This window comes from Mycobacterium sp. D16Q13 (assembly GCF_002013375.1).
Taxonomy (GTDB): domain Bacteria; phylum Actinomycetota; class Actinomycetes; order Mycobacteriales; family Mycobacteriaceae; genus Mycobacterium.
Window position 1 is genome coordinate 144,859 of the sequence record NZ_MAEW01000007.1, and the last position, 22,422, is coordinate 167,280.

A 22,422-nucleotide genomic window follows, 5' to 3' on the forward strand; every position below is an offset into this window, starting at 1 on the left:
ATCACGCAAGCGGCTCATCCCCGCACCGTAACCTGGTCCGATGGCCAACATGTGGAAGTGGCTCGGGCTCGCCGGGGCCGTCGGGGTGGCAGCAGGGGGCGTGCTAGTCGTGCGCGATCAACGCAAACGCGAGGCGTACACGGTGGATGAGATCCGCGACCGGCTGCATCAGCGACTCGGCGAGGCGGAGCGCCGCGACTAGCGAGCGAACTCTCGACTACTGGGAGCGCCAGTTCTGCAGGCCGACAAAGGCCATCGTCAGCGCGCTGGTCGCGCTCTCGACGACGTCGTCGGTCTCGGCGTCGGGCTGCACCAACTCGGCCACCGCGTTGGCGGCGATCGACAAAATCAGGTTGGCTGCCGTCGTGAGGTCGGCGGAATCCCACAGGCGCATCTGGTCGCGGCGCGCCAGATCGATCGCCAGCTCCCCCGCGAGCAGCCGCATCTCGATGTTCACGGCCCGCCGCACCTCGGTGGGTGCGGTGTACCGCTCGGTGACAACAAACCTCAGCTGATCAGGGTTTTCCTGCACCTGCTCGGCAAGAATCCGCATGGCCTCCGCCAATGACGCCGGTTCACGTCGCCGGATTTCCCGCGCGATACCCCGCGCTATGCGCATCCCTTCCTCCGCCAACGCGACGCCCAAGTCATCGAGCGACGAGAAGTGGCGATAGAAGGCCGTCGGCGAGATCCCCGCTCCACGGGCCACATCGCGCAGGCTGAGCCCGGAGAAGGCCTGGGTTCGTGAAAGTTCGAGAGCCGCCTCGATCAGCGAGGTCCTGGTGCGCAGTTTCTGCTCACCCCGAACCGATTCACGCCGCGTGGAGACACCCGCATGCGGTCCCCGTTCACGACGACTGGTCATAGCGGTCACTGTATCGCTGTGATGACCGACACGGTGATTGCGGCTTGACTGAGTGGGGGCCTGTTGGTTCACAATTTCAGTGTACATTCGTTAACCTAATGGAGGGAGTTCGAATGACATTTCTAACTAAAGCCACCCGACGCATCCTGACTCCTGAATCCTCACTGGGCCGGCTGCTGACAGCCGCACTTACCCCGCACGCGGTCGACCGGTATCTCGAGCTCGTCGACCCGATGATCACCTGGGAAGAGGCTCGCGCCCGCGTCGTTCGCGTGCAGCGCCGTACCACCCGATCGGTGACCTTAACGTTGCGCACCACCCACCAGTTCAGGGGCTTTCGCGCAGGTCAGTTCGTACAGTTGGGCGTCGTCATCGACGGCGTCCGGCATGTCCGCTGCTTCTCGCCGTCCTGCGCGGACGACGCCCGCGACATCATCGAGCTGACCATCGCCCGCAGACCCGACGGGCTGGTGTCCAACCACCTGTACAAACACGCCGCGGTCGGCGACGTGTACAGCATCACCCCGGCCTCCGGCACCTTCGTCCTCCCCTCGCCGCGACCCATCCGGACAGTTCTGATCGCGGCCGGTAGTGGGATTACACCCGTTCTCTCAATGGCGAGAACACTCATCGGCAATGGGTACCCGGGCCAGCTTGCGGTGCTCTACTACGCGCCGACAGCCGCGGACAACGCGTACGCACGCGAGCTCACCGCCCTCGGCGAGGTGCCCTCGGTCACCGTGCACACGGAGTACACGCGCGACGGCGGCCAGCACTTCAGTGCCGCGCAGCTCGATGCGATCGCGCCCTGGAGTGCGGACGCTCAAACGTTCCTGTGTGGACCGCCCTCGCTGCACGAGGCGGTGAGCACGCTGTTCGCCGAGCGCGGACTCTCCGACCGCCTGCACACCGAGGAGTTCACCCTCACCACGTCGGGCACCACCGGGGAGGCCGGGGGCGTGCTGCGATTCGCCACCTCCGATATCACCGCCGAAAACGACGGCCGGCCCATCCTCGAACAGGCCGAGGCCGCCGGACTGCAGCCCGAGTTCGGCTGCCGAATGGGAATCTGCTTCGCCTGCACGGCGGTGAAGACATCCGGATGCACCCGGAACCTGCGCACCGGCGACGAGAATGACGACCCCGATCAGCACATCCAGCTCTGCATCACCGCCCCCGTCGGCGACGTCTCAATCAACCTCTAAACAGCCCTGAAGGAGAGCAGTCCGATGCCAAGCAACGAAATCACCATCAGCGCAGCCGATATCGAGGCGCTGGGCAAGGACCTCGATGAATTGCGCGAGCGCGTTGTCGCCGACCTGGGCGACCGTGATCGCGAGTACATCTACTCGATCATCAAGACGCAGCGCGGCTGCGAGGCCGCCGGACGCGCCCTGATGTACCTGGGGTTCATCCCGCCGGTGTGGCTCGCCGCGGTGGGCGCGCTGTCCGTCTCCAAGATCCTCGACAACATGGAGATCGGCCACAACGTCATGCACGGACAGTACGACTGGATGCGTGAAAAGGGCCTCAACTCACGCGACTTCGAATGGGACACCGTGTGCCCCGCCGACCAGTGGCGGCATTCGCACAACTACCTGCACCACACCTACACCAACATCGTCGACATGGACCGCGACGTGGGTTACGGCATCCTGCGCATGGCACCCGAACAGAAGTGGAACCCCTACTACCTGGGCAACCTGGCATGGGCGACCGCCCTGATGGTGTTCTTCGAGTGGGGCGTCATGGTGCACGAGCTTGAGGCCGAGAACATCGTGAAGGGCAAGCGCAAATGGTACGACCTGAAGCCGTTGATCAAAGGCATGTGGCGCAAGGCCAGTAAGCAGGTTCTCAAGGACTACGTGATCTTCCCCGCGCTCACCGGCCCGCTGTTTCCGATCACCTTCCTGGGCAACATGTCAGCCAATTTCGTGCGCAATGTGTGGACGTTCTCGATCATCTTCTGCGGACACTTCCCGTCCGGCACCCAGACCTTCTCCAAGGAGGAAACCGCCAACGAGACACGTGGTGAGTGGTATGTCCGGCAGCTGCTCGGCTCCGCGAACATCGAGGGCAGCAGGCTGTTTCACATCATGAGCGGCAACCTGTCCCACCAGATCGAGCACCACCTGTTCCCGGATCTGCCCGCCAATCGCTATCCGGAGATGGCCACCGAGGTGCGCGAGCTGTGCCAGAAGTACGGCCTGCCCTACAACACGGGTGGTCTCTTCGCCCAGCTCTCGTCCACCTGGAAGAAGATCGCTCGCCTGTCCCTGCCTAACGGCTGGTTCCGCGGCGAGGAGGAGCTCGTGGTGCACATAGACCGGGAGAAGAGCGGAAGTAAGCCGGCCGAGGTCGTGGTCGTTGACGAGCGCGGTGAGCTGGTAGACGCGTAGGTTAGGTGTCGTGGTGAGCAAGTTCGAACGCAATAAGGACCTGGCCCAGGAGGTCGTGTCGTCGACCGCCGAGCATGTGGGTGAGATCGCCAAGATCATCACCAACGCGGTGGTGGACGTCACCCGGCAGCTCGGCGAGATCGCTACGGACGCCTTCGAGATGCGTGAGGCGGCCCAGCGCGCCGAGCAGGACAGCGCTCGGTCCGATGTGGACGTCGACGAAGATCCGGCTACACGCTGATTGGTCGAGGACTGGGCGCCACGTTGTGCTTCGCGGACAACGTGGCGCTCAGTCGGAGGCTTCTCGCCAGTCTGCGGCCGTGATCGTGAAGTAGACGTAGTCCTCCAGCGCGCCGTTGATCTCCCGCTTCTGGCGGTGATGCTCGTGGGCACCGATCTTGGCGAGCGCACGCTGCGACCGCAGATTGTCCGCGGCCACATGGAACCACACCAGGTCGGCGTTGATGAACGCATAATCCAGCATGAGCGTCTTGAGCTCGGCGTTCACCGTGCCGCCCCAGTATTCACGGGTGATGAACGTGTACCCGATCGCAACCTCGCGCCTATCCGGATCCCACTCGTAAAACCGAGAAGAGCCGATCATCTCCCCAGTGGAATGATCGACGATGACAAGCGATTTCGCGGCGAGGGCCTCCACAAACCACTTCTCGAAGACCGGCCGCTGGTGACGGTCCGTGCTTGGGTGCTGCGCCCAGATGAGCGGATCGCTGGCAGCACGGTACAGCGGCTCAAGGTCGTCGTCTTCCAACGGACGCAGGGTGAGCCTTGGTCCCTCTAGCGTCGGTTGACTCATGAACTCGGTGGACATCACTACAAGCTTACGAGGGTTTACGAAATATGTTGCGCCAGGGTCGATTTACCCGGGCCATCGAGATCCGCCAGAACGCAGGGACGTGCGGCCATCGCCATCAGCAGCGCCTCGGCGGGTCCGGTGACCTCAGGCCCCCTCCCCCGAGACCAGTCAAGGTCGGTAGCCACGAGCCGCACACCGCGGGCGCGCAGCGCGCCCCGTACCGGCGGCGCCCACCGCGCGAAATCCATGGCGACGCGCATCCGTTCTCCCGGAATCTCGCGCGGGATCCCCAGCGGGCGACGGATGTCCTGTTGATGGACGATGCCGTCCAATAGGGCAATCCGGCAGCCAAATCCCGATGTCAGCGAGCGCGGCGTCTCCGAGGCCCGGACCATCGCCAGCAGCTGCTCGGGGGTTCGGTTCGCGAGTTCGGCGAGACGGTTGGCGTTGATGCGATTCGGATTGAAGCCGCCCCTGACGACGCGGGGGAAGAACTCGGTACCGCTGAGATCCTCGTACCCGATCATGTGCGCGACCACGTCACGCACCCGCCATTGCGTACACAGGGATGGCGCATCCCACTGCTCCGGAGTAAGCCCGGCCAGGAGGTTGGCGAGATCGATACGCTCAGCCCGCGCCAGCGCTATGGCGCTCATCGCGACGAACTAGGCGCTCTTATCGCGCCGTTCGGCACGCGAGGGCTTGCGCGGCACAATCGTCGGCAGCACGTTGTCGATGACGGTCTCCCCGGTCACCACGACCTTGGCGACATCGTCGCGGCTCGGGATGTCGTACATCACCGGCTGCAGCACTTCCTCCATGATGGCGCGCAGACCGCGGGCGCCGGTGCCACGGTGGATGGCCTGATCGGCGATGGCTTCCAGCGCATCCTGGCTGAATTCCAGCTCGACGCCGTCCATGTCGAAGAGGCGGGTGTACTGCTTGACCAACGCGTTCTTCGGCTCGGACAGGATCGTGATGAGCGATTCGCGGTCCAGGTTCGTCACCGAGGCGACGATCGGCAGACGGCCGATGAACTCGGGGATGAGACCGAACTTGATCAGATCCTCGGGCATGACCTCGGCGAAGTGGTCGGTGGTGTCGATATCGGCCTTCGACTTGACCTCGGCGCCAAAGCCCAGGCCGCGCTTGCCGACACGATCCGACACGATCTTCTCCAGGCCCGCGAACGCACCGGCCACGATGAAGAGCACGTTGGTGGTGTCGATCTGGATGAACTCCTGGTGCGGGTGCTTGCGGCCGCCCTGCGGGGGCACCGAAGCCTGCGTGCCTTCCAGGATCTTCAGCAGCGCCTGCTGCACGCCCTCACCGGAGACGTCGCGGGTGATGGACGGGTTCTCGCTCTTGCGGGCGATCTTGTCGACCTCGTCGATGTAGATGATGCCGGTCTCGGCACGCTTCACGTCGTAGTCGGCCGCCTGAATCAGCTTGAGGAGAATGTTCTCCACATCCTCGCCCACGTAGCCGGCCTCGGTGAGGGCGGTGGCGTCGGCGATGGCGAACGGCACATTGAGCATCTTGGCCAGCGTCTGGGCCAGGTAGGTCTTGCCACAGCCGGTGGGGCCGAGCATCAAGATATTGGATTTAGCCAGCTCAACGGTCTCACCGCGGGCATCGCGGGCCTTGTCTCCGGCCTGGATGCGCTTGTAGTGGTTGTAGACGGCGACGGCGAGGGTCTTCTTCGCGTTGTCCTGGCCGATGACGTAGTTCTCCAGGAACTCGCGGATCTCCACGGGTTTGGGCAGCTCATCGAGCTTGACGTCGTCGGCGTCGGCCAGTTCCTCTTCAATAATCTCGTTGCAGAGGTCGATGCATTCATCGCATATGTACACGCCGGGGCCGGCGATGAGCTTCTTAACCTGCTTCTGGCTCTTTCCGCAGAACGAGCATTTCAGCAGGTCGCCGCCGTCTCCGATACGTGCCATGGTGGCCAGTCCTACTTCCTGTCACACGGTGGTGGATCGTGGTGTCAACACGTCCGCTGACCTGTTGGTCCCGACGCTACCCGCTATACCGGACACCCCGCGACCGATAAACCGAATAGCACCGACGGCATTTACGCCCTGCCGTGCTGGAGAACATATCGCCTCACACCGACCTAGGCCGCCGATGACGCGCACCGAGGACCGGTGTGTTGCAACTGTTATCCGGACTCGCCGCCCGGCAGCTACGAGGTGGCCTGTGCGGACAGCTTGCGGTATTCCAGAACGACGTCGATCATCCCGTACTCCTTGGCCTCCTCGGCCGTGAAGATCTTGTCGCGGTCGGTGTCCTTACGGATGATCTCCGCGGCCTTGCCGGTGTGCCGCGACAGGGTCGTCTCCTGCAGCACGCGCATGCGCTCGATCTCCTTGGCCTGGATCTCCAGGTCGGTGAACTGACCCTGGATCACACCGGACAGCGAGGGCTGGTGGATCAGCACGCGGGCATTGGGCAGCGCCATCCGCTTTCCGGGAGTGCCCGCTGCGAGCAGCACGGCCGCGGCCGAGGCGGCCTGGCCCAGCACCACCGTGCGGATGTCCGAGCGGACGTACTGCATGGTGTCGTAGATCGCCATCAACGAGGTGAAGGAGCCACCCGGGGAGTTGATGTACATGGTGATCTCACGATCGGGATCCAGCGACTCCAGCACCAGCAGCTGGGCCATGATGTCGTTGGCCGAGGCGTCGTCCACCTGCACGCCGAGGAAGATGATGCGCTCCTCGAACAGCTTGTTATACGGGTTGGACTCCTTGACACCGAAGCTCGAGTGCTCGATGAACGAGGGCAGGATGTAGCGCGCCTGCGGAGCCAGTTCCGGGTTGAGGTGCTTCGAGATCACTTGGAGGCTCCCTTGCTGCCGTTGAGATTGCCGCGGGTGATGATCTTGTCGACGAACCCGTACTCCAGTGCCTCCGCAGCGGTGAACCAGCGGTCGCGGTCCGAATCGGTCTCGATCTGTTCGACACTCTTGCCGGTGAATTCAGCGTTGAGGCGGAACATTTCCTTCTTGATGACCGTGAACTGCTCGGCCTGGATAGCGATATCGGAGGCGCTACCGGTCACACCACCGAGAGGCTGGTGCATCAGGATCCGGGCGTGCGGCAGCGCGTGCCGCTTGCCCTTGGTGCCCGCCGCGAGCAGGAACTCGCCCATCGATGCCGCCATGCCCATCGCGTAGGTGGCGATATCGCACTCGGACAGCTCCATGGTGTCGAAGATCGCCATGCCGGCGCTGATCGACCCACCCGGTGAGTTGATGTACAGGTGGATGTCCTTGGTGGGGTCCTCGGCCGTCAGCAGCAGAATCTGCGCGCACAGCTTATTGGCGATGTCGTCGTCCACCTGCTGGCCCAGGAAAATGATGCGCTCGGAGAGCAGGCGCTCATACACCGAGTCGATGAGGTTGAGCCCGGCTGTCGCCGAACGCATTTCAGTCACTGTGCAACCTGCCTTCGTCTAGCACTTCGGGATTTCGCTTGAGAACCAATTCCGTGTACTGCCGACATTAACCAACATCGGCGGCTGCGCACTCCCCACAACGGGCGAGTTCGCTCAGAGCGTGATGTTCCTCGCCTCAATGGCTCATCACGTCGTCATTTAGGCGTCGGCGGCTTCTCCGGCGTCGTCCTTGCTCTTCTTCTTGGCTTTCTTCTCGGACTTTTCGGACTTGTCGTCGTCCTTGCCCTTCTTCTTGCCCTTGTCCGCGCTCTCCTCGGCGGCCGCATCTGCGCCGGCCTCGTCAGCCCCGCCACGACGCGGCCCCAGCACGGCGTCGACGTCGACATCGGCGCCGGTGGAGTCGGTCACTTTGGCCTGACGGATGACCTCGGCGATGGCCTTACCGCGGCGCACGTCGACGTACAGGCCGGGCAGCTGCTGCTGCTGGGTCAGGTACTGCACCAGCTGCTGCGGCTCGATGCCGTACTGACGGGACATGAGAACCAGACGCTCGGTGAGGTCCTGCTGGTCGACGTTGATGTCGAACTTGTCGGCGATCACATCGAGCAGCAGCTCGGTCTTGATGGACTTGGTCGCGGACTCACGCAGGTCCTTGTCGAACTCTTCACGCGAGGTGCCCTGCTCCTCGAGCAGTTCGTTGAGCTTCTCCTCGTTGTGATCCAGACCGTGAACGGCCTCGTGCAGGCTGTTGCCGATCTGCTCCTCGAGGATCTTCTCGGGCACCGGGATCTCGACCGTGGCGAGCAGCGCGGTGATGGTCTCATCGCGGATCTCGTCGGCCTGCGCGATGCGCTTGCGCCCCTTCACCTGCTCGGTGAGGCTGTCCTTGAGCTCGCCGATGGTGTCGAACTCACTTGCCAGCTGGGCGAAGTCGTCGTCGGCGGCGGGAAGCTCGCGCTCCTTGATCGACCCGACCTTGACGGTGACCTCAGCGTCCTGTCCGGCGAACTCACCGGCGGCCAGCTTGGTGGTGAACACCTTCTCCTCGCCGGCCTTCAGACCGATGATGGCCTCATCCAGGCCGTCGATCAGCTGTCCGGAGCCGATCTCGTGGGACAGGCCGGTGGTCGCGGCATCCTCGACCTCCTTGCCGTCCACGGTGGCCGACAGGTCGATCGACACGAAGTCGCCGTCCTCGGCGGCACGCTCGACACCCTTGAGGGTCCCGAACCGTGCACGTAGCGAGTCCAGCTCAGCGTCGACCTCGGAGTCCTCAACAGTGACGGGTTCGACGGTGACGGCGACCGTGCTCAGGTCGGGCAGCTCGATTTCGGGGCGCACATCCACCTCGGCGGTGAAGGTCAGCTCCTCGCCGTCCTCGATCTTGGTGACCTCGATCTCGGGCTGTCCGAGCGGCTTGACATCGGACGCGGTGACGGCCTCGCTGTACCGGCCCGGAAGGGCGGAGTTGACGACCTGCTCCAGCACGGCGGCCCGGCCGACGCGCGCCTCAAGCAGCTTGGCGGGAGCCTTGCCGGGACGGAAGCCGGGCAGGCGGACCTGCTGGGCCAGCTCCTTGTATGCCTTGGAAAAATCTGGTTCGAGCTCTGCGAAGGGAACCTCGACGTTGATGCGAACCCGGGTCGGGCTCAGCTTTTCGACGGTGCTCTTCACGTGCAGTGCTCCTTTATAGTTCGCGGCAGATCGTCGTGACCTGCGGTTCTTCGTGCTGTCGTGCTGTCGGGGTGACAGGATTTGAACCTGCGACCCTCCGCTCCCAAAGCGGATGCGCTACCAAGCTGCGCTACACCCCGTCGGACCTGCGTCCACACTTCCGGCAAGACGAAGCGATCTTACGGCCTCACCATGCAACGGTATGAATTGGATTTGATCCGCCCCGGCGCTGTACATTCGTCAGCGCGTGCGGGACAACCTCGCACGCATGCGGGTGTAGCTCAATGGTAGAGCCCTAGTCTTCCAAACTAGCTACGCGGGTTCGATTCCCGTCACCCGCTCCACACATCAGTACCGTGGGTGCCATGGAAATCATCCTGGGCCTGCTTCTCCTCGGCGTGATCGTCGGTGGCGCGATCATCTACACACAGGGATCGAGCCGCCGCCGTGGCGACCAACTCGAGGACGCCAAGGCGGACGCCCGCCGCCTCACCGAGCGCCTCGGCGGACAGGTGCTGGGCCTGACCGGCAACGACGACGCTTCCCGCCAGGCGCTCGCCGACGCCTCCGAGCGCTTCACCGCCGCATCTTCGGCGATCGAGCAGGCCCGGACCCCGGCACAGGCAACGCTGGCCAAGGAAAGCGCCATCGAGGGGCTGTACTACGTCCGGGCAGCCCGCCTCGCCATGGGTATGGATCCCGGACCCGAACTCCCCTCCACCACCGGACAAAGCAAGGCCGGCTCCGTCAGCGAGGAACGGCGCATCAACTTCGAAGGGCGCGAGATCGAGGCCTCTCCGGAGCCCTCCGGCCGCACCCCCAACTACTACCCCGGCGGCACGGTCGCCGGACGACCGGTTCCCGCCGGCTGGTACTCCGAGCCGTGGTGGAAGCCCGCGCTCGTGGCGGGGGCATGGGGTGTGGGTTCGGCGCTGCTGTTCAACTCGCTCTTCTCCGGTATGCACGGCGTCGGATACGGCGCCTCCGGCTTCGAAAGCGGTTTCGGCCAAGGCTATTCGGACGGATATGACGCCGGGGCGAATGCCGGGAACGACGGCGGCGCGGACCAAGCCAGCTGGGATCAAGGTGCAGGCGGGGCCGACCAGGGGAGCTGGGACCAGGGCGGCTCCGGTTGGGACCAGAGCGGCGGTGGCTGGGATCAGGGCGGTGGCAGCGGTTGGGACGGCGGCGGCTGGGATGGTGGCGGCGGTGGCGACTTCGGCGGCGACTTCGGAGACTTCTAGGCGCACCTACCGCGCGTCGAGCGGCACATTCGGAGTAAGCAAGATGGGTGCAAACGTCTCGCGCGCCAGCGCACGTACCTCTTCGGTGTTGCCGAGGTCAATGGTTGTCGTGGGCGCAGCGAGATATCCCAGCACCAAGTGGATCAAGACATCGACCTGCCGTTTCGAATCTCCCGGCGGGATACGCCCTTCCTCCCGCATCTGATCGATCTGGGAAGTGAGATAGTGTCGCGCCAGTTCGATTGGCGCCGGGTCTCCCTGCGTGATTGCTTCTATCGCAGTCATCCTGGCCACGATTGAATCACCGCGCAGCAGAGGATGATTCACAACTTCGATACAGACAGCGAACCCCTCGGCCACCCGCTCGTCAATGTCGTCAAAACCGCCCGCACGCTCTTGTAGCTCGTCCAGGAACTTTCGCATTTCTTGGGCAAGCGCCCTCTCGAACAACTGGTCTTTACTCGAGAAGCGTCGAAACACCGTGGCACGGCCCACCTTCGCCCGCCGCGCTACTTCGTCAATGGTCGCGGACTGGGTGCCCCGCTCCGCGAGCACCTCGATGGCCGCGTCCAGCAATCTGGTGTCAATATCGTCAGGTTCCGGGTGCGAACCAAGTCCGCGAACAGCGCGCGCGAAAAGTTTTCCCAACGGCGCGCCCGGTCTTGTCACGCAATCTCCTACGCTGTACCTGGTACATGGTGTCCCACTTGGGTCACTCTAGCAACCTCACACGTCACTGCAGCTCTCATCAGCCTATTTGACATGAGGGACACCAGAACAGATTTCGGGCATCCATCTCCGCGGTGCGGATCGGCGTGCCGCACACCCGGCAGGGCGCACCCGCCCGGCGATACACGTAGGTGCGGGGGCGGTCCGGCGCGTACGACGGGTCACCATGGTCGAATTCGGCATCGACGGTGACGATCTTTCCGACCCGCAGTCCGACGCGCATTCTGTCCACCAGGTCACCCCAGATCGCGGTGAGCTCGCCGGAATCCAGCTGGGCGCCCTCCCGGTACGGGTCGATCCGCTGACGGAACAGCACCTCACTGCGATAGACATTGCCCACGCCGGCGATGATCTTCTGGTCCATCAGCAGGGCACCGATTGGCCTGCGCGACTTTGTGATCCGCTCGAAGGCCGTCGCCGGGTCGGACCGGGGTCGCAGCGGGTCGGGGCCCAGGCGAGCCAGGATCGCATCGACCTGTGCGGCGTCGATGAGCTCACACGCCGTCGCGCCGCGCAGATCGGTCCCGAACTGCGCTCCCTCGATACGCATCCGCACCTGCCCGACGGGAAGACCCATCGGGACCGGCAGCTCGGTGAACGTGCCGTACAACCCAAGGTGAACATGCACCACACCGGCGGGGCCGTAATCGTGGAACAGGTGCTTGCCCCAGGCATGCGCCTTCACGAAGACGCGCCCATTGACCGCGGCCGCACCTTCGGCGAACCGTCCCTGCGGACTACTGACGGACACCGGCGATCCGGCGAACCGGCGCTGGTGCAACCGGGCCAACCGGTGCAGGGTATGCCCCTCCGGCACAGACGTTTACGCGTCGGCGCCCGGTACCGGCGGCGCCTCGTGGGTGGCTTCGTACTCGGCCAGGATGTCGATGCGGCGCTGGTGCCGCGGCTCCTCCGACCACGTGGCCGCCAGGAACGCGTCCACGATGGCGAGCGCCTCGGGCACGGTGTGCATGCGGCCACCGATGCCGATCAGCTGCGCGTTGTTGTGCTCGCGCGCCAGCACCGCGGTCTCCAGGCTCCACGCCAGCGCACAGCGGGCACCCGGGACCTTGTTGGCGGCGATCTGCTCACCGTTACCCGAACCACCGAGCACGATGCCGAGGCTGCCTGGATCGGCGACAGTGCGCCGCGCCGTATCGATGCAGAACGCCGGGTAGTCGTCCTGCGGATCCAGTTCAAAGGCACCGCAGTCCACCGGCTCGTGGCCGCGACCACGAAGGTGCTCGATGATCTTCTGCTTCAACTCGTATCCGGCGTGATCGGCTCCCACATAGACGCGCATGGCCCCAATTGTGACAGTCGTGTTGTGCCAGGTTGCCCCGTGGTCGGTTACCGTGGCGCGCATGTACCCGGTCGGACTGCCCCAGTACACCTATCCCCCACGTCGACATCCCTGGGAGATCGGGTTGCTCGTCGTCGTGATCCTGTTCACAGTGCTGCTCTACATCGGTGCGATTTTCGGCATCATCGGATATCTCGCCGACCCCGAGCACGTCCAGCTGAACATCCTCATCGTCGCGCTGGCCGCCACTCCCCTGACCCTGTTCCTGGGTCGAGGCATCCTCTACGGGCAGCAGCGCGTGAACGGCGTCAAGATGTCGCCGACGCAGTTCCCCGAGGGGTACGCGATGGTCGTCGAGGCAGCGCAGCGCTTCGGCCTGCAGGAACTTCCCGACGCTTATGTCGTACTGGGCAACGGCCAGATCAACGCCTTCGCCAGTGGCCATGGCTTCCGCCGGTTCGTCGTCGTCTACAGCGACCTGTTCGAGATCGGTGGCGAGGCACGCGATCCGGAGGCACTGGCCTTCATCATCGGCCACGAGGTCGGTCACATCGCCGCCGGGCACGCGTCCTACTGGCGGCAGTTCGCCCAGACCGCGATGAATTTTGTCCCGTTCCTCGGCACCTCGCTGTCGCGGTCCATGGAATACACCGCCGACAATCACGGATACGCCATGCGCCCCACCGGCATTCAGGGCGCCATCGGCGTGATGGCGGCGGGCAAGTATCTACTCAAGCGGGTCGAGTTCGACACCCTGGCCAATCGGGCCACCCTGGAGACGGGCTTCTTCGTGTGGCTGGTCAACATGCTGTCCAGCCATCCCGTGCACACCTGGCGGGCGGCCGCGTTGCGGAATCGGCAGCAGGCCGGATCGTTGTTCTTCCGACCCAAGCTGCTGCCGCCGACTCCCATTCCTCCGGTGCCGCCGGTGCTACCTCCGGCGCCGCCGCCGATCGCCCACGGCTACCTACCGCCTCACCAGGCGTACACGTTCGGTAATCCGCCCCCGCGTTACTAGTCGAACGTCGGTGCCTCGGTGCGCGTGCGCTTGAGCTCGAAGAAGTACGGGTACGAGGCAAAGATCACCGACGCATCCCACAGCTTCCCGGCCTCTTCGCCGCGCGGGATCTTGGAGATCACCGGGCCGAAGAAGGCCACACCGTTGACGTGGATCGTCGGGGTACCCACATCCGGGCCCACCTTGTCCATACCGGCGTGGTGGCTGACGCGCAGTGCCTCGTCGTACTCGGTGGACTCGGCGGCGTCGGCCAGCTCGGCCGGCAGGCCCACCTCAGCCAGCGACTCAGCGATGACCGCCGGAAGGTCCTTGTTGTCCTGGTTGTGAATCCGGGTACCCATGGCGGTGTACAGCGGCTCCAGGATCTCGGGGCCTTTCGCCTGCTCGGCGGCGATGGCCACCCGCACCGGTCCCCAGGCGGTCTTCATGAGTTCCTGGTAGCGCTCCGGCAGGTTATCGCGTCCCTCGTTGAGGACGGCCAGGCTCATCACCCGGAACTTCACGTCGATATCGCGAACTTTCTGGACCTCCAGAATCCACCGCGAGGTGATCCAGCACCACGGACACAGCGGATCGAACCAGAACTCGGCGAGGTCCTTCTTGTCTGCAGACATAACGCGCCTTTCGGATGTGATGTGGCCGGCCTAAAGGGGGACGTCTAACCCAACTCACGATCCTGCCCCCGTGTTCCCATCCCGCACGAATGACCGTCTACCGGCTACGTTGGGTACGTGGCACTTCCCAACCTCACCCGTGACCAGGCCGCGGCCCGAGCCGCTGCGATCGACGTCCAGCACTACGCGATCACCCTCGACCTCACCGATGGTCAGGGCGGTCCCAGCGAAGAAACCTTCCACTCATCGACCACTGTCACCTTCACGGCGCAGCCGGGGGCCTCGACAGTCATCGATATCGCCGCCCGCACGGTGCGACGCGTCGAGCTCAACGGCGTCGAGATCGACGTCAGCGGGTACGACGAGGAGAACGGCATCACGCTGCCGGAACTGGCTGCCACCAACACCGTGGTGGTGGAGGCAGATTTCGAGTACTCACACACCGGTGAGGGTTTGCACCGCTTCGTGGATCCGGTCGACGACGAGGTGTACCTCTACTCCCAGTTCGAGACCGCCGATGCCAAGCGGATGTTCGCCAGCTTCGACCAGCCCGACCTCAAGGCCACCTTCGATGTCACGGTGACCGCCCCGGCCCATTGGCAGGTGATCTCCAACGGTGCGCCACTGTCGGTGGCCGATGGCGTGCACACGTTCGCGACCACCGCGAAGATGAGCACCTACTTGGTGGCGCTCATCGCCGGTCCCTACGCGCGATGGAACGACGTGTATTCCGATGACCACGGCACCATCGATCTGGGCATCTACTGCCGCGCCTCGCTGTCGGAGTTCATGGACGCCGATCGGCTGTTCACCGAGACCAAGCAGGGATTCGGCTTCTACCACAAGAACTTTGGCACCCCGTACGCCTTCGGCAAGTACGACCAGCTGTTCGTCCCCGAATTCAACGCGGGTGCCATGGAGAACGCCGGAGCGGTGACATTCCTGGAGGACTACGTATTCCGCTCCAAGGTCACCAAGTACTCCTATGAGCGCCGCGCCGAGACCGTGCTGCACGAGATGGCGCACATGTGGTTCGGCGACCTGGTCACCATGCGCTGGTGGGATGACTTGTGGCTCAACGAGTCCTTTGCGACGTTCGCCTCGGTGCTGTGCCAGGCGGAGGCCACCGAGTACACCGAGGCGTGGACCACCTTCGCCAATGTCGAGAAGTCGTGGGCGTATCGCCAGGACCAGCTGCCCTCCACTCACCCGGTGGCCGCCGATATCCCGGACCTGGCGGCCGTCGAGGTGAACTTCGATGGCATCACCTACGCCAAGGGCGCCAGCGTGCTCAAACAGCTTGTGGCGTATGTCGGTTTGGAGAACTTCCTGTCGGGCCTGCGCGCGTATTTCGCGGCACATGCCTTCGGCAACGCGACCTTCGACGATCTGCTGGGCGCACTGGAGGAGGCCTCGGGACGCGACCTGTCGGACTGGGGCACCCAGTGGCTTAAGACCACCGGGCTCAACACACTGTCGCCTGACTTCGAGGTGGACGCCGACGGAAAGTTCACGCGTTTCGCCGTCAAGCAGTCCGGGGCGGCCCCGGGTGCCGGGGAGACGCGGGTGCACCGCCTCGCCGTCGGGATCTACGACGACGTGGACGGCAAGCTGGTCCGCGTGCACCGCGAGGAGTTGGACGTCGAAGGGCCGTCCACAGACGTTCCTGCGTTGCAGGGTATCTCGCGCGGCAAGCTGATCCTGGTCAACGACGACGACCTGACCTACTGCTCCCTGCGGCTCGATGACGAGTCACTGGAGACCGTGCTGTCACGGGTGGCCGACATCGCCGACCCCTTGCCGCGCACGCTGGCGTGGTCGGCGGCCTGGGAGATGACTCGTGAGGCAGAGCTGCGAGCGCGCGACTTTGTGGCGCTGGTGTCCTCCGGTGTGCACGCCGAGTCCGAAGTCGGTGTGGCGCAACGTCTGCTGCTGCAGGCACAGACGGCGTTGAGCTCATACGTGGAACCCGAGTGGGCGCGTGAGCACGGCTGGCCGGCGTTCGCCGACCGACTGCTGGAGCTGGCACGTGCCGCTGGGCCGGGCTCGGATCATCAGCTGGCATTCGTGAACGCCTTCACCAGTTCGGTCTTGTCGGCAGGACATACCGTCGTGTTGCAGGCGCTGCTGGACTCCGATCCGGCATCGCTGGACCTGCCCGGCCTGACGGTCGACACCGACCTGCGGTGGCGAATCGTGAACGCGCTGGCGGCCTCCGGGGCACTAGAGCCCGACGCTTCGGTGTTCATCGATGCGGAGCTGGAGCGCGACCAGACCGCGGCAGGTAAGCGTCAAGCGGCCCAGGCTCGTGCAGCCCGTCCGGTCGCCGAGGTGAAAGAGGCCGCGTGGAAGCAGGTCATCGAGGATGACGCGCTGCCGAACATCACCGCACGTTCGGTGATCGCGGGAATCGTGCAGCCCGGACAGGCCGCGCTGCTGGCGCCGTTCTCGGGTCGCTACTTCGATGTCATCGAGAATGTGTGGGCACGGCGTTCCAGCGAGGTGGCCCAGACCGTGGTGATCGGCCTGTACCCCTCGTGGGACATCTCACAGCATGCTGTCGAGTCGGCAGACGGCTTCTTGGCCAAGGAGATTCCGGCGGCGCTGCGCCGACTGGTTTCCGAGGGGCGCGCCGGGATCGTCAGGTCGCTCAAGGCCCGCGAGTTCGACGCCCAATAGGCGGGCCCCTCCGGCACGACCCTTCGCGCCGAGCGTGAATCTGAGGCGGGATTTCACCCGATTTCCCGCCCAGACTTCACACTCGGCGTCGTGTCGGAGGCCCGGCGCACACTACGCGCATGGGGGGACCATTCATCGGTAGCGAAGCACTTCAGGGCGGCCTATTGACCCGGCATTCGTTACGAACACGACATCGTGCGATCTATCCAGGAGTCTTTGTCGAGCGGGACATCGAGATAACCGCCACTCTGCGCGCGAAGGCCGCCTGGCTGTGGTCCGGGCGCAGCGGAGTGCTCGCCGGCCACTCAGCATCCGCCCTACATGGCGCACGTTGGGTCGATCCGGGCCGGGATACCGAGGTGCTGTACAGGAATAGGCATTGCCCACCTGGGGTGACCGTGTGGGCCGACGCAATCGCCGACGATGAAATCTGTGTGATCGATGGCATGGAAGTGACCACGCCGGCACGCACGGCGCTAGATCTGGCGTGCCGTTGTTCCACGGGCCAGGCCGTCGCAGACATTGATGCCCTATGCCGGGCGACACAACTCAAGATCGTCGAGGTCAGCGAGCTCGCGGCACGCGCGATAGGACGACGAGGTATCAGAAAGGCAAGGGCAACACTGGAACTGGTGGACTCCGGTGCACAGTCCCCGAAGGAGACATGGCTGCGACTCTTGCTCTACCGGGCCGGACTCCCACGCCCGACAACCCAGATCCTGGTACACAACGGCGACTATGTCCCGCTGGCCTACATCGATATGGGCTGGGAGAACGTCATGGTCGGTATCGAGTACGACGGCGACCAACACCGCAGCGATCGTCGCCAATACGTGAAAGACATCAAACGGCAGGAAATGCTCGAAGGTCTCGGCTGGCTGATCATCAGGGTGGTCTCCGAGGACCATCCGGACGACATCATTCGCCGCGTGCGCGAGGCCCTATCCCGCAGAGTGTGAATCCGTGGCGGGATTTCACCCGATTTCCCGCCCAGACTTCACACTCGGTGCAGGAAGAAAGATCAGGGGCGTGCGATGGCGGCGCTCATCACGCGCACCGCGCTGATGATCCCGTCGAGCAAGTTGCCTTCCTTGAACGACGCCACGGCAGCGGCGACACCAAGGTCGGCAGCCGACTCGACGCCACGCCCCCTGAGTCCCTCGCCATAGACGACCTCAACCACATGCTGGTTGGGCGAAACAGCGATCAGCACGGCCTCATCCGGCGTCGGCACCTTGAGGAACACGTCCCGCGCTCCGGCGTCGGTATCCGAGCCCAGGTCGCCGATGTACACCGAGAACCGCGCCTTCGACTGACGAGACCCGTAGGTCAGGGCGTCGTCGAGCGTCGCCAGCTCGTAGTTGGGGAACGGGAATTCAACCGACAGCGCGCCCGGCTCGGTAACCCCCGAGAGGCGTCCGCTGATGGTCTCGGCCCAGCCGCGCGGCAATTCGGCGGGAGCAGTCTTGGTGACCTCACCACTTGCCACTTGCGGACCCTCCAATCGCCTCGGTGCCAGCATGCCCATGACCGTGGCCGTGCCCGTGGGCATCGCCAACGTTTTCGTCGACTGCGGCCCACAGGATCGGGGCGTGTGTCCAGCCGTCGTTCATGTTGTAGGTCGCGGGGTGCGGCCCCTTCTTACGCATCGTCCAGAGTCCGACGAGCACGAAGAAGACCGGCGTGATCAGGGCTACCCAGACCGGCATCCCGATGTATGTGGGGCTGTTGAGAAAGCTCACGATGCAAACCGTAGCCGACCGCGCCTGGAACTCACGCCGCGCCCTCCCCTAGATATCGCACCCATGCCGGGTCGAGTTCTTTGACCGACGACAGCAGTCGCCAGTGCTGCCCCTTGGGCGGCATCGGCGTGGTGTGAAGCGACCAGCCCAGCTCCGAGAGCATCCGGTCCGCCTTGCGGTGATTACACGACGAACAGCAGGCCACGCAGTTCTCCCAGGAGTGCGTGCCCCCCTTGCTGCGCGGAATGACGTGGTCGATGGTGTCGGCGCGGCCACCGCAGTACGCACAGCGGAACCGGTCGCGATGCATCAGCGCGGCGCGCGTCATCGGAACCCGCGCCCGGTACGGCACCCGCACAAAGGTCCTGAGCCTGATCACCGACGGAACCGCCACGGACGTCGTGGCGGCATGAATAACGGGAGCACCCGGGTCGTCGTGCACCACATCGGCCTTACCGCACAGCAGCATGATCACGGCGCGACGCATCGGCAGCGCTGTGAGCGGCTCATATGTGGAGTTCAGCAATAACACGCGACGCCGGCCCCATAGGGAACCGGCGTCGTTGGAGTGCTGTGGGGGAATGGCCCCGGGGACCCTCGTCCCTGAGACACTGTGCAGTATTCGGGCCGACCCGTTCTGGGTCGGCCCAGCGCTGGCACTGTTATGCCGGTGCCCGCGGCCCTTCTTGTGTTGCACCATTGCACCCAGTGCACCACGATTCCGCGGTCTTCGCACGACAATTTATGCCGTGTTCGCAGGTCAATCCAATGAACATCGCGTAACCAACCCGGCTGAGCGGTCTAAGCGTGTACCGGCACAATGGCGTACGTGGCAGCCCCTACCCCTGAAAACTTCTACGACGCCGTCGGTGGCGCTGCCACTTTCCACGCGATAGTGGCCCGTTTCTACGAGCTTGTCGCCGATGACGAGGTGCTGCGCCCGCTGTATCCGGAGGAAGACCTCACCGGCGCCGAGGATCGCCTCCGAATGTTCCTTGAACAGTATTGGGGCGGGCCGCGCACCTACTCGGAACAGCGCGGACATCCCCGGTTGCGGATGCGCCACGCACCGTTTCGGATCGGTCCTATCGAACGCGACGCGTGGCTGCGCTGCATGCGGACCGCCGTCGACTCCATCGACCGCAACACCCTTGACGACGACCATCGCGCCCAGCTGTGGAGCTACCTGGAGATGGCGGCGCAGTCGATGGTCAACTCGCCCTTCTGACAGTCGATCGCGATTCGGGGCCAGGGCCGTCGTGGTGCAGAATGATCAACCGTGACCGCCGCCGACTTGGGCCAACATGACGACCCTTGGTGGTCGCAGGCCGTCTTCTATCAGATCTACCCGCGGTCGTTCGGCGACAGCGACGGCGATGGCGTCGGCGATCTCGACGGTATTTCAGCAAAACTTGGCTACCTTGACCTCCTTGGCATCCAGGGAATCTGGCTAAATCCTGTTACCAGATCTCCGATGGCCGACCACGGTTATGACGTGTCGAACCCGCGGGACATCGATCCGTTGTTCGGCGGGCTGACCGCGATGCACAGGCTCATCGCCTCTGCGCACCGGCACGACATCAAGGTCATCATGGACCTGGTCCCCAACCACACCAGCTCCGAGCATCCCTGGTTCATCGAGGCGCTGGCCGCGACGCCGGGCAGCGACGCCCGCTCGCGCTATATCTTCCGCGACGGCAAGGGCGCCAATGGCGAACTGCCACCCAACAATTGGCCCTCGGTGTTCGGCGGCCCGGCCTGGACGCGGGTGACCGAACCCGATGGCACCCCCGGCCAGTGGTACCTGCATTTGTTCGCCCCCGAGCAGCCCGATGTCAACTGGGACAACCCGGAAGTGTTCGACGACTTCGCAGAGACCCTGCGCTTTTGGCTCGACCGGGGCATCGACGGGTTCCGCCTCGACGTGGCCCATGGCATGGCCAAGCGCCCAGGCCTCCCCGATCTCGAGGACACCGACACCTCGATGCTGCATATCGACGACGAGGACCCGCGCTTCAACAACGAGGGCGTACACGAGTACCACCGCAAGATCCGCAAGGTGCTCGACCAGTACCGCGATGTGGTTGCCGTCGGCGAGATCTGGGTGAACGACAACACCCGCTTCGCCGAATACGTCAGGCCCGACGAGTTGCATCTCGGATTCAACTTCAAACTGGTAGAGGCCGACTTCGACGCGGACAAGATCCGCACCGCCATCGAAAACTCGCTCACCGCAGTGAATTCCGTAGGAGCGATGCCTACCTGGACATTGTCCAATCACGACGTGGAGCGTGAGGTGACGCGCTACGGCGATGGCCCGATTGGCCAGTGGCGAGCCCGTGCCATGGCCCTGGTGATGCTCGCACTGCCGGGAACTGTGTTCATCTACAACGGCTCCGAACTGGGGTTGCCCAACGTGCAATTGCCCGACGAGGCTCTGCAGGATCCGGTGTGGGAGCGCTCCGGCCACACCGAGCGGGGTCGCGACGGCTGCCGCGTGCCCATCCCCTGGGAGGGCACCGATCCGCCCTATGGCTTCTCAACCAACGATCAGACCTGGCTGCCGATGCCGCACGGCTGGGCCGATTTCACGGTCGAACGTCAGTTGGAGCGCACCGATTCCACGCTGTCTCTGTATCGGCGTGCCATTGAATTACGCAAGAACCGAGGGGAATTCAACGGCACCAGCCTGGAGTGGTACGGCAGCCCGCCGGGTGCGCTGGCCTTCCGCGTCAAGGGCGGCGGCCTGACCTGCGCTTTGAACGTCAGCAGTGATCTGGTGGATTTGCCTGCGGGCGAAGTCATCCTGGCCAGCGGGCCCCTCGTCAATGGCAAACTGCCGCGCAATACCGCGGCCTGGATCGTCTAACGGACCCGTAGCGACAGATCGGTCCGGCGGCGATACACCGATCCGAATCGGGCATCCAGCCGCAACCACGCCGGCACGGCACGCACTCGCACCGGTTCGCCCTCGGGCGGGCTCGTGGGAACAAATCCCATTGCAGCCAAGGCGAATACGCATCGCATCGGCACGTCAACCGGCCTACCGTCGGTTCCGTCGACGGTGACGACGGACTGATCCAGCAGTGACACGGGCGGACCGTGGGCGCTGCCGTGTTCGCGAGCCAGCTCTCCCCCGCGCTGTGCCAGCTCGAGCACCGTCCGCGCCGGGATGTCGTCGAGATACTCGAAGCCGCTATCGGCGGGCAGCGCGCCCCGCACGCCGAGTCCATGGGGAACCCCGTGTGCACGTAGCCGTTCGCATCCGGGGCCTGCAGGCCACGCAGCACTTCATCGACGGTGGCGGAGATATCGGGCGTCCTCAGCTCACCGCGCACCGCACGACAGGCCAGCACATCGAATTGTGTTGCGGTCCAGACAACTACCCGACCATCTTCTCGAGCGCGCAACCGCACCACCGCCGTGTCGTCCATACGGGAAACACGGGTGAGAAAGGTCGCCAGGTCTTTGCGGTCGGAGGCGTCGGGCACCCGTAGAGCGGCTTCGCTCACTGTCGCGACCACCGCTGCAAGTACTCGCGGTGGGTGTCGGTGAGACGCAGCAGGGTTTGGCTGTCCAGGTGGAACGTCACCAATTGGGTGTCCGCGATCACGGCGGGTTTGGAGTCCGGAGCCGCGTCCACCGAGCGCACCTCATAGTTGATCGTGAAGTCCACCGCCCGGATCTTCGACACCCACATGGTCACCTGCAGCGGTGAGTCCGCGAGCCGCACCTGCCCCTTGTACTTCACGTGGACATCGGCGATGAGCAGGCCCGTGGTGGTGATCTCTGCGCCAAAAACATCGCGCAGGAAGGGCACTCGCGCCTCTTCCAGGATTGTCACCATCGTCGCGTGGTTCACATGCTGGTACATGTCGATATCGGACCAACGGACCGGAACCGCCGCGACATAGCCGGGCTTCTCGCTAACGCTCATCG

General features: G+C 64.4%; 25 protein-coding genes, 2 tRNA genes and 1 pseudogene. 11 read left to right on the forward strand and 17 right to left on the reverse strand.

Going from position 1 to position 22,422, the window contains the following annotated elements; all coding sequences use genetic code 11:
* The first annotated feature begins 40 nt into the window (after positions 1–40).
* Positions 41–202, forward strand: coding sequence for a hypothetical protein (locus B4400_RS24320; RefSeq protein ID WP_139359845.1), 162 nt, complete (start codon positions 41–43; stop codon positions 200–202).
* 15 nt (positions 203–217) lie between these two features.
* On the opposite strand, the gene B4400_RS07690 is transcribed toward B4400_RS24320, so the two are convergent.
* Positions 218–874: a TetR family transcriptional regulator gene (locus tag B4400_RS07690; protein ID WP_170914944.1), complete on the reverse strand. Its 657-nt coding sequence runs from the start codon at positions 872–874 to the stop codon at positions 218–220.
* 104 nt (positions 875–978) lie between these two features.
* Between B4400_RS07690 and B4400_RS07695 the strand changes: the two genes are divergently transcribed.
* From B4400_RS07695 to B4400_RS07705, 3 genes are read left to right on the forward strand one after another with little or no spacing between them, the layout of a single operon-like run.
* Positions 979–2,070: a ferredoxin reductase gene (locus B4400_RS07695; RefSeq protein WP_078309169.1), complete on the forward strand. Its 1,092-nt coding sequence runs from the start codon at positions 979–981 to the stop codon at positions 2,068–2,070.
* A 24-nt stretch (positions 2,071–2,094) separates the two neighbouring features.
* Complete coding sequence (locus B4400_RS07700; protein WP_078309170.1) at positions 2,095–3,264, forward strand: fatty acid desaturase family protein; 1,170 nt, start codon at positions 2,095–2,097, stop codon at positions 3,262–3,264.
* A 10-nt stretch (positions 3,265–3,274) separates the two neighbouring features.
* A complete protein-coding gene (locus B4400_RS07705; protein WP_078309171.1) occupies positions 3,275–3,505 on the forward strand; it encodes a hypothetical protein in 231 nt (76 codons plus the stop codon).
* A gap of 48 nt (positions 3,506–3,553) precedes the next feature.
* Here B4400_RS07705 and B4400_RS07710 read toward each other — a convergent pair whose 3' ends face one another.
* From B4400_RS07710 to B4400_RS07740, 7 genes are all read right to left on the reverse strand, one after another.
* The gene (locus B4400_RS07710; RefSeq protein WP_078309172.1) at positions 3,554–4,093 is read right to left on the reverse strand and encodes a GNAT family N-acetyltransferase; all 540 of its coding nucleotides are present in this window, start codon (positions 4,091–4,093) and stop codon (positions 3,554–3,556) included.
* 20 nt (positions 4,094–4,113) lie between these two features.
* On the reverse strand, positions 4,114–4,734 hold the full coding sequence (locus B4400_RS07715) for a maleylpyruvate isomerase family mycothiol-dependent enzyme (RefSeq protein ID WP_078309173.1): 621 nt from the start codon (positions 4,732–4,734) through the stop codon (positions 4,114–4,116).
* A gap of 9 nt (positions 4,735–4,743) precedes the next feature.
* The gene (clpX, locus tag B4400_RS07720) at positions 4,744–6,024 is read right to left on the reverse strand and encodes an ATP-dependent Clp protease ATP-binding subunit ClpX (RefSeq protein ID WP_078291227.1); all 1,281 of its coding nucleotides are present in this window, start codon (positions 6,022–6,024) and stop codon (positions 4,744–4,746) included.
* 242 nt (positions 6,025–6,266) lie between these two features.
* The gene (locus tag B4400_RS07725; RefSeq protein WP_078309174.1) at positions 6,267–6,920 is read right to left on the reverse strand and encodes an ATP-dependent Clp protease proteolytic subunit; all 654 of its coding nucleotides are present in this window, start codon (positions 6,918–6,920) and stop codon (positions 6,267–6,269) included.
* Entirely contained in the window at positions 6,917–7,510 is a 594-nt protein-coding gene (locus B4400_RS07730) for an ATP-dependent Clp protease proteolytic subunit (RefSeq protein WP_030095101.1), read from the reverse strand. The genes B4400_RS07725 and B4400_RS07730 overlap by 4 nt, the downstream gene beginning before the upstream one ends.
* 168 nt (positions 7,511–7,678) lie before the next feature.
* Positions 7,679–9,154: a trigger factor gene (gene tig / locus B4400_RS07735; RefSeq protein ID WP_078309175.1), complete on the reverse strand. Its 1,476-nt coding sequence runs from the start codon at positions 9,152–9,154 to the stop codon at positions 7,679–7,681.
* Positions 9,155–9,220: 66 nt separating this feature from the next.
* A tRNA-Pro gene (locus B4400_RS07740) sits at positions 9,221–9,294 on the reverse strand.
* Between the two features lie 130 nt (positions 9,295–9,424).
* Here B4400_RS07740 and B4400_RS07745 point away from each other — a divergent pair.
* Together B4400_RS07745 and B4400_RS07750 are read left to right on the forward strand one after the other, a co-directional pair.
* Positions 9,425–9,498, forward strand: a tRNA-Gly gene (locus B4400_RS07745).
* Positions 9,499–9,519: 21 nt separating this feature from the next.
* Entirely contained in the window at positions 9,520–10,398 is an 879-nt protein-coding gene (locus B4400_RS07750; RefSeq protein ID WP_078309412.1) for a hypothetical protein, read from the forward strand.
* A gap of 6 nt (positions 10,399–10,404) precedes the next feature.
* On the opposite strand, the gene B4400_RS07755 is transcribed toward B4400_RS07750, so the two are convergent.
* The 3 genes from B4400_RS07755 to B4400_RS07765 all read right to left on the reverse strand — a co-directional run bounded on the left by B4400_RS07755 (position 10,405) and on the right by B4400_RS07765 (position 12,430).
* Positions 10,405–11,067: a TetR/AcrR family transcriptional regulator gene (locus B4400_RS07755; RefSeq protein ID WP_078309176.1), complete on the reverse strand. Its 663-nt coding sequence runs from the start codon at positions 11,065–11,067 to the stop codon at positions 10,405–10,407.
* 79 nt (positions 11,068–11,146) lie between these two features.
* Positions 11,147–11,944, reverse strand: coding sequence for an Fpg/Nei family DNA glycosylase (locus B4400_RS07760; RefSeq protein WP_078309177.1), 798 nt, complete (start codon positions 11,942–11,944; stop codon positions 11,147–11,149).
* A gap of 6 nt (positions 11,945–11,950) precedes the next feature.
* On the reverse strand, positions 11,951–12,430 hold the full coding sequence (locus tag B4400_RS07765) for a ribose-5-phosphate isomerase (protein ID WP_078309413.1): 480 nt from the start codon (positions 12,428–12,430) through the stop codon (positions 11,951–11,953).
* 61 nt (positions 12,431–12,491) lie between these two features.
* On the opposite strand from B4400_RS07765, the gene B4400_RS07770 reads away from it, so the two are divergent.
* Positions 12,492–13,448: a M48 family metallopeptidase gene (locus B4400_RS07770; protein WP_078309178.1), complete on the forward strand. Its 957-nt coding sequence runs from the start codon at positions 12,492–12,494 to the stop codon at positions 13,446–13,448.
* On the opposite strand, the gene B4400_RS07775 is transcribed toward B4400_RS07770, so the two are convergent.
* Positions 13,445–14,062, reverse strand: coding sequence for a mycothiol-dependent nitroreductase Rv2466c family protein (locus tag B4400_RS07775; protein WP_078309179.1), 618 nt, complete (start codon positions 14,060–14,062; stop codon positions 13,445–13,447). The two genes, B4400_RS07770 and B4400_RS07775, sit on opposite strands and share 4 nt — an antisense overlap.
* Before the next feature lie 117 nt (positions 14,063–14,179).
* Here B4400_RS07775 and pepN point away from each other — a divergent pair, with 117 nt between their 5' ends.
* A complete protein-coding gene (gene pepN / locus B4400_RS07780) occupies positions 14,180–16,741 on the forward strand; it encodes an aminopeptidase N (protein WP_078309180.1) in 2,562 nt (853 codons plus the stop codon).
* A 119-nt stretch (positions 16,742–16,860) separates the two neighbouring features.
* Positions 16,861–17,700: an endonuclease domain-containing protein gene (locus B4400_RS07785; protein ID WP_078309181.1), complete on the forward strand. Its 840-nt coding sequence runs from the start codon at positions 16,861–16,863 to the stop codon at positions 17,698–17,700.
* Between the two features lie 62 nt (positions 17,701–17,762).
* Here B4400_RS07785 and B4400_RS07790 read toward each other — a convergent pair whose 3' ends face one another.
* Genes B4400_RS07790 through B4400_RS07800 form a run of 3 tightly spaced genes read right to left on the reverse strand, consistent with a single transcriptional unit; the run spans position 17,763 to position 19,183 of the window.
* Positions 17,763–18,230, reverse strand: a complete 468-nt coding sequence (locus B4400_RS07790) for a DUF5130 domain-containing protein (RefSeq protein ID WP_078309182.1) — start codon at positions 18,228–18,230, stop codon at positions 17,763–17,765.
* The gene (ctaJ, locus tag B4400_RS07795) at positions 18,217–18,483 is read right to left on the reverse strand and encodes an aa3-type cytochrome oxidase subunit CtaJ (protein WP_078309183.1); all 267 of its coding nucleotides are present in this window, start codon (positions 18,481–18,483) and stop codon (positions 18,217–18,219) included. The genes B4400_RS07790 and ctaJ overlap by 14 nt, the downstream gene beginning before the upstream one ends.
* Positions 18,484–18,514: 31 nt before the next feature.
* The gene (locus B4400_RS07800) at positions 18,515–19,183 is read right to left on the reverse strand and encodes an HNH endonuclease (RefSeq protein ID WP_078309184.1); all 669 of its coding nucleotides are present in this window, start codon (positions 19,181–19,183) and stop codon (positions 18,515–18,517) included.
* 120 nt (positions 19,184–19,303) lie between these two features.
* Here B4400_RS07800 and B4400_RS07805 point away from each other — a divergent pair, with 120 nt between their 5' ends.
* Both B4400_RS07805 and B4400_RS07810 read left to right on the forward strand, forming a co-directional pair.
* Positions 19,304–19,711 carry a globin gene (locus B4400_RS07805; protein WP_078309185.1) on the forward strand — a complete coding sequence of 136 codons (408 nt, stop codon included), beginning with the start codon at positions 19,304–19,306 and terminating at the stop codon, positions 19,709–19,711.
* Positions 19,712–19,762: 51 nt separating this feature from the next.
* Positions 19,763–21,352 carry a glycoside hydrolase family 13 protein gene (locus tag B4400_RS07810; RefSeq protein ID WP_078309186.1) on the forward strand — a complete coding sequence of 530 codons (1,590 nt, stop codon included), beginning with the start codon at positions 19,763–19,765 and terminating at the stop codon, positions 21,350–21,352.
* Here B4400_RS07810 and B4400_RS07815 read toward each other — a convergent pair.
* Positions 21,349–21,995: pseudogene (locus tag B4400_RS07815) on the reverse strand (DUF8185 domain-containing protein). The gene B4400_RS07810 and the pseudogene B4400_RS07815 sit on opposite strands and share 4 nt — an antisense overlap.
* The gene (locus B4400_RS07820) at positions 21,992–22,420 is read right to left on the reverse strand and encodes an acyl-CoA thioesterase (RefSeq protein WP_078294221.1); all 429 of its coding nucleotides are present in this window, start codon (positions 22,418–22,420) and stop codon (positions 21,992–21,994) included. Before B4400_RS07820 ends, B4400_RS07815 begins: the two are co-directional and overlap by 4 nt.
* Positions 22,421–22,422 lie beyond the last annotated feature (2 nt).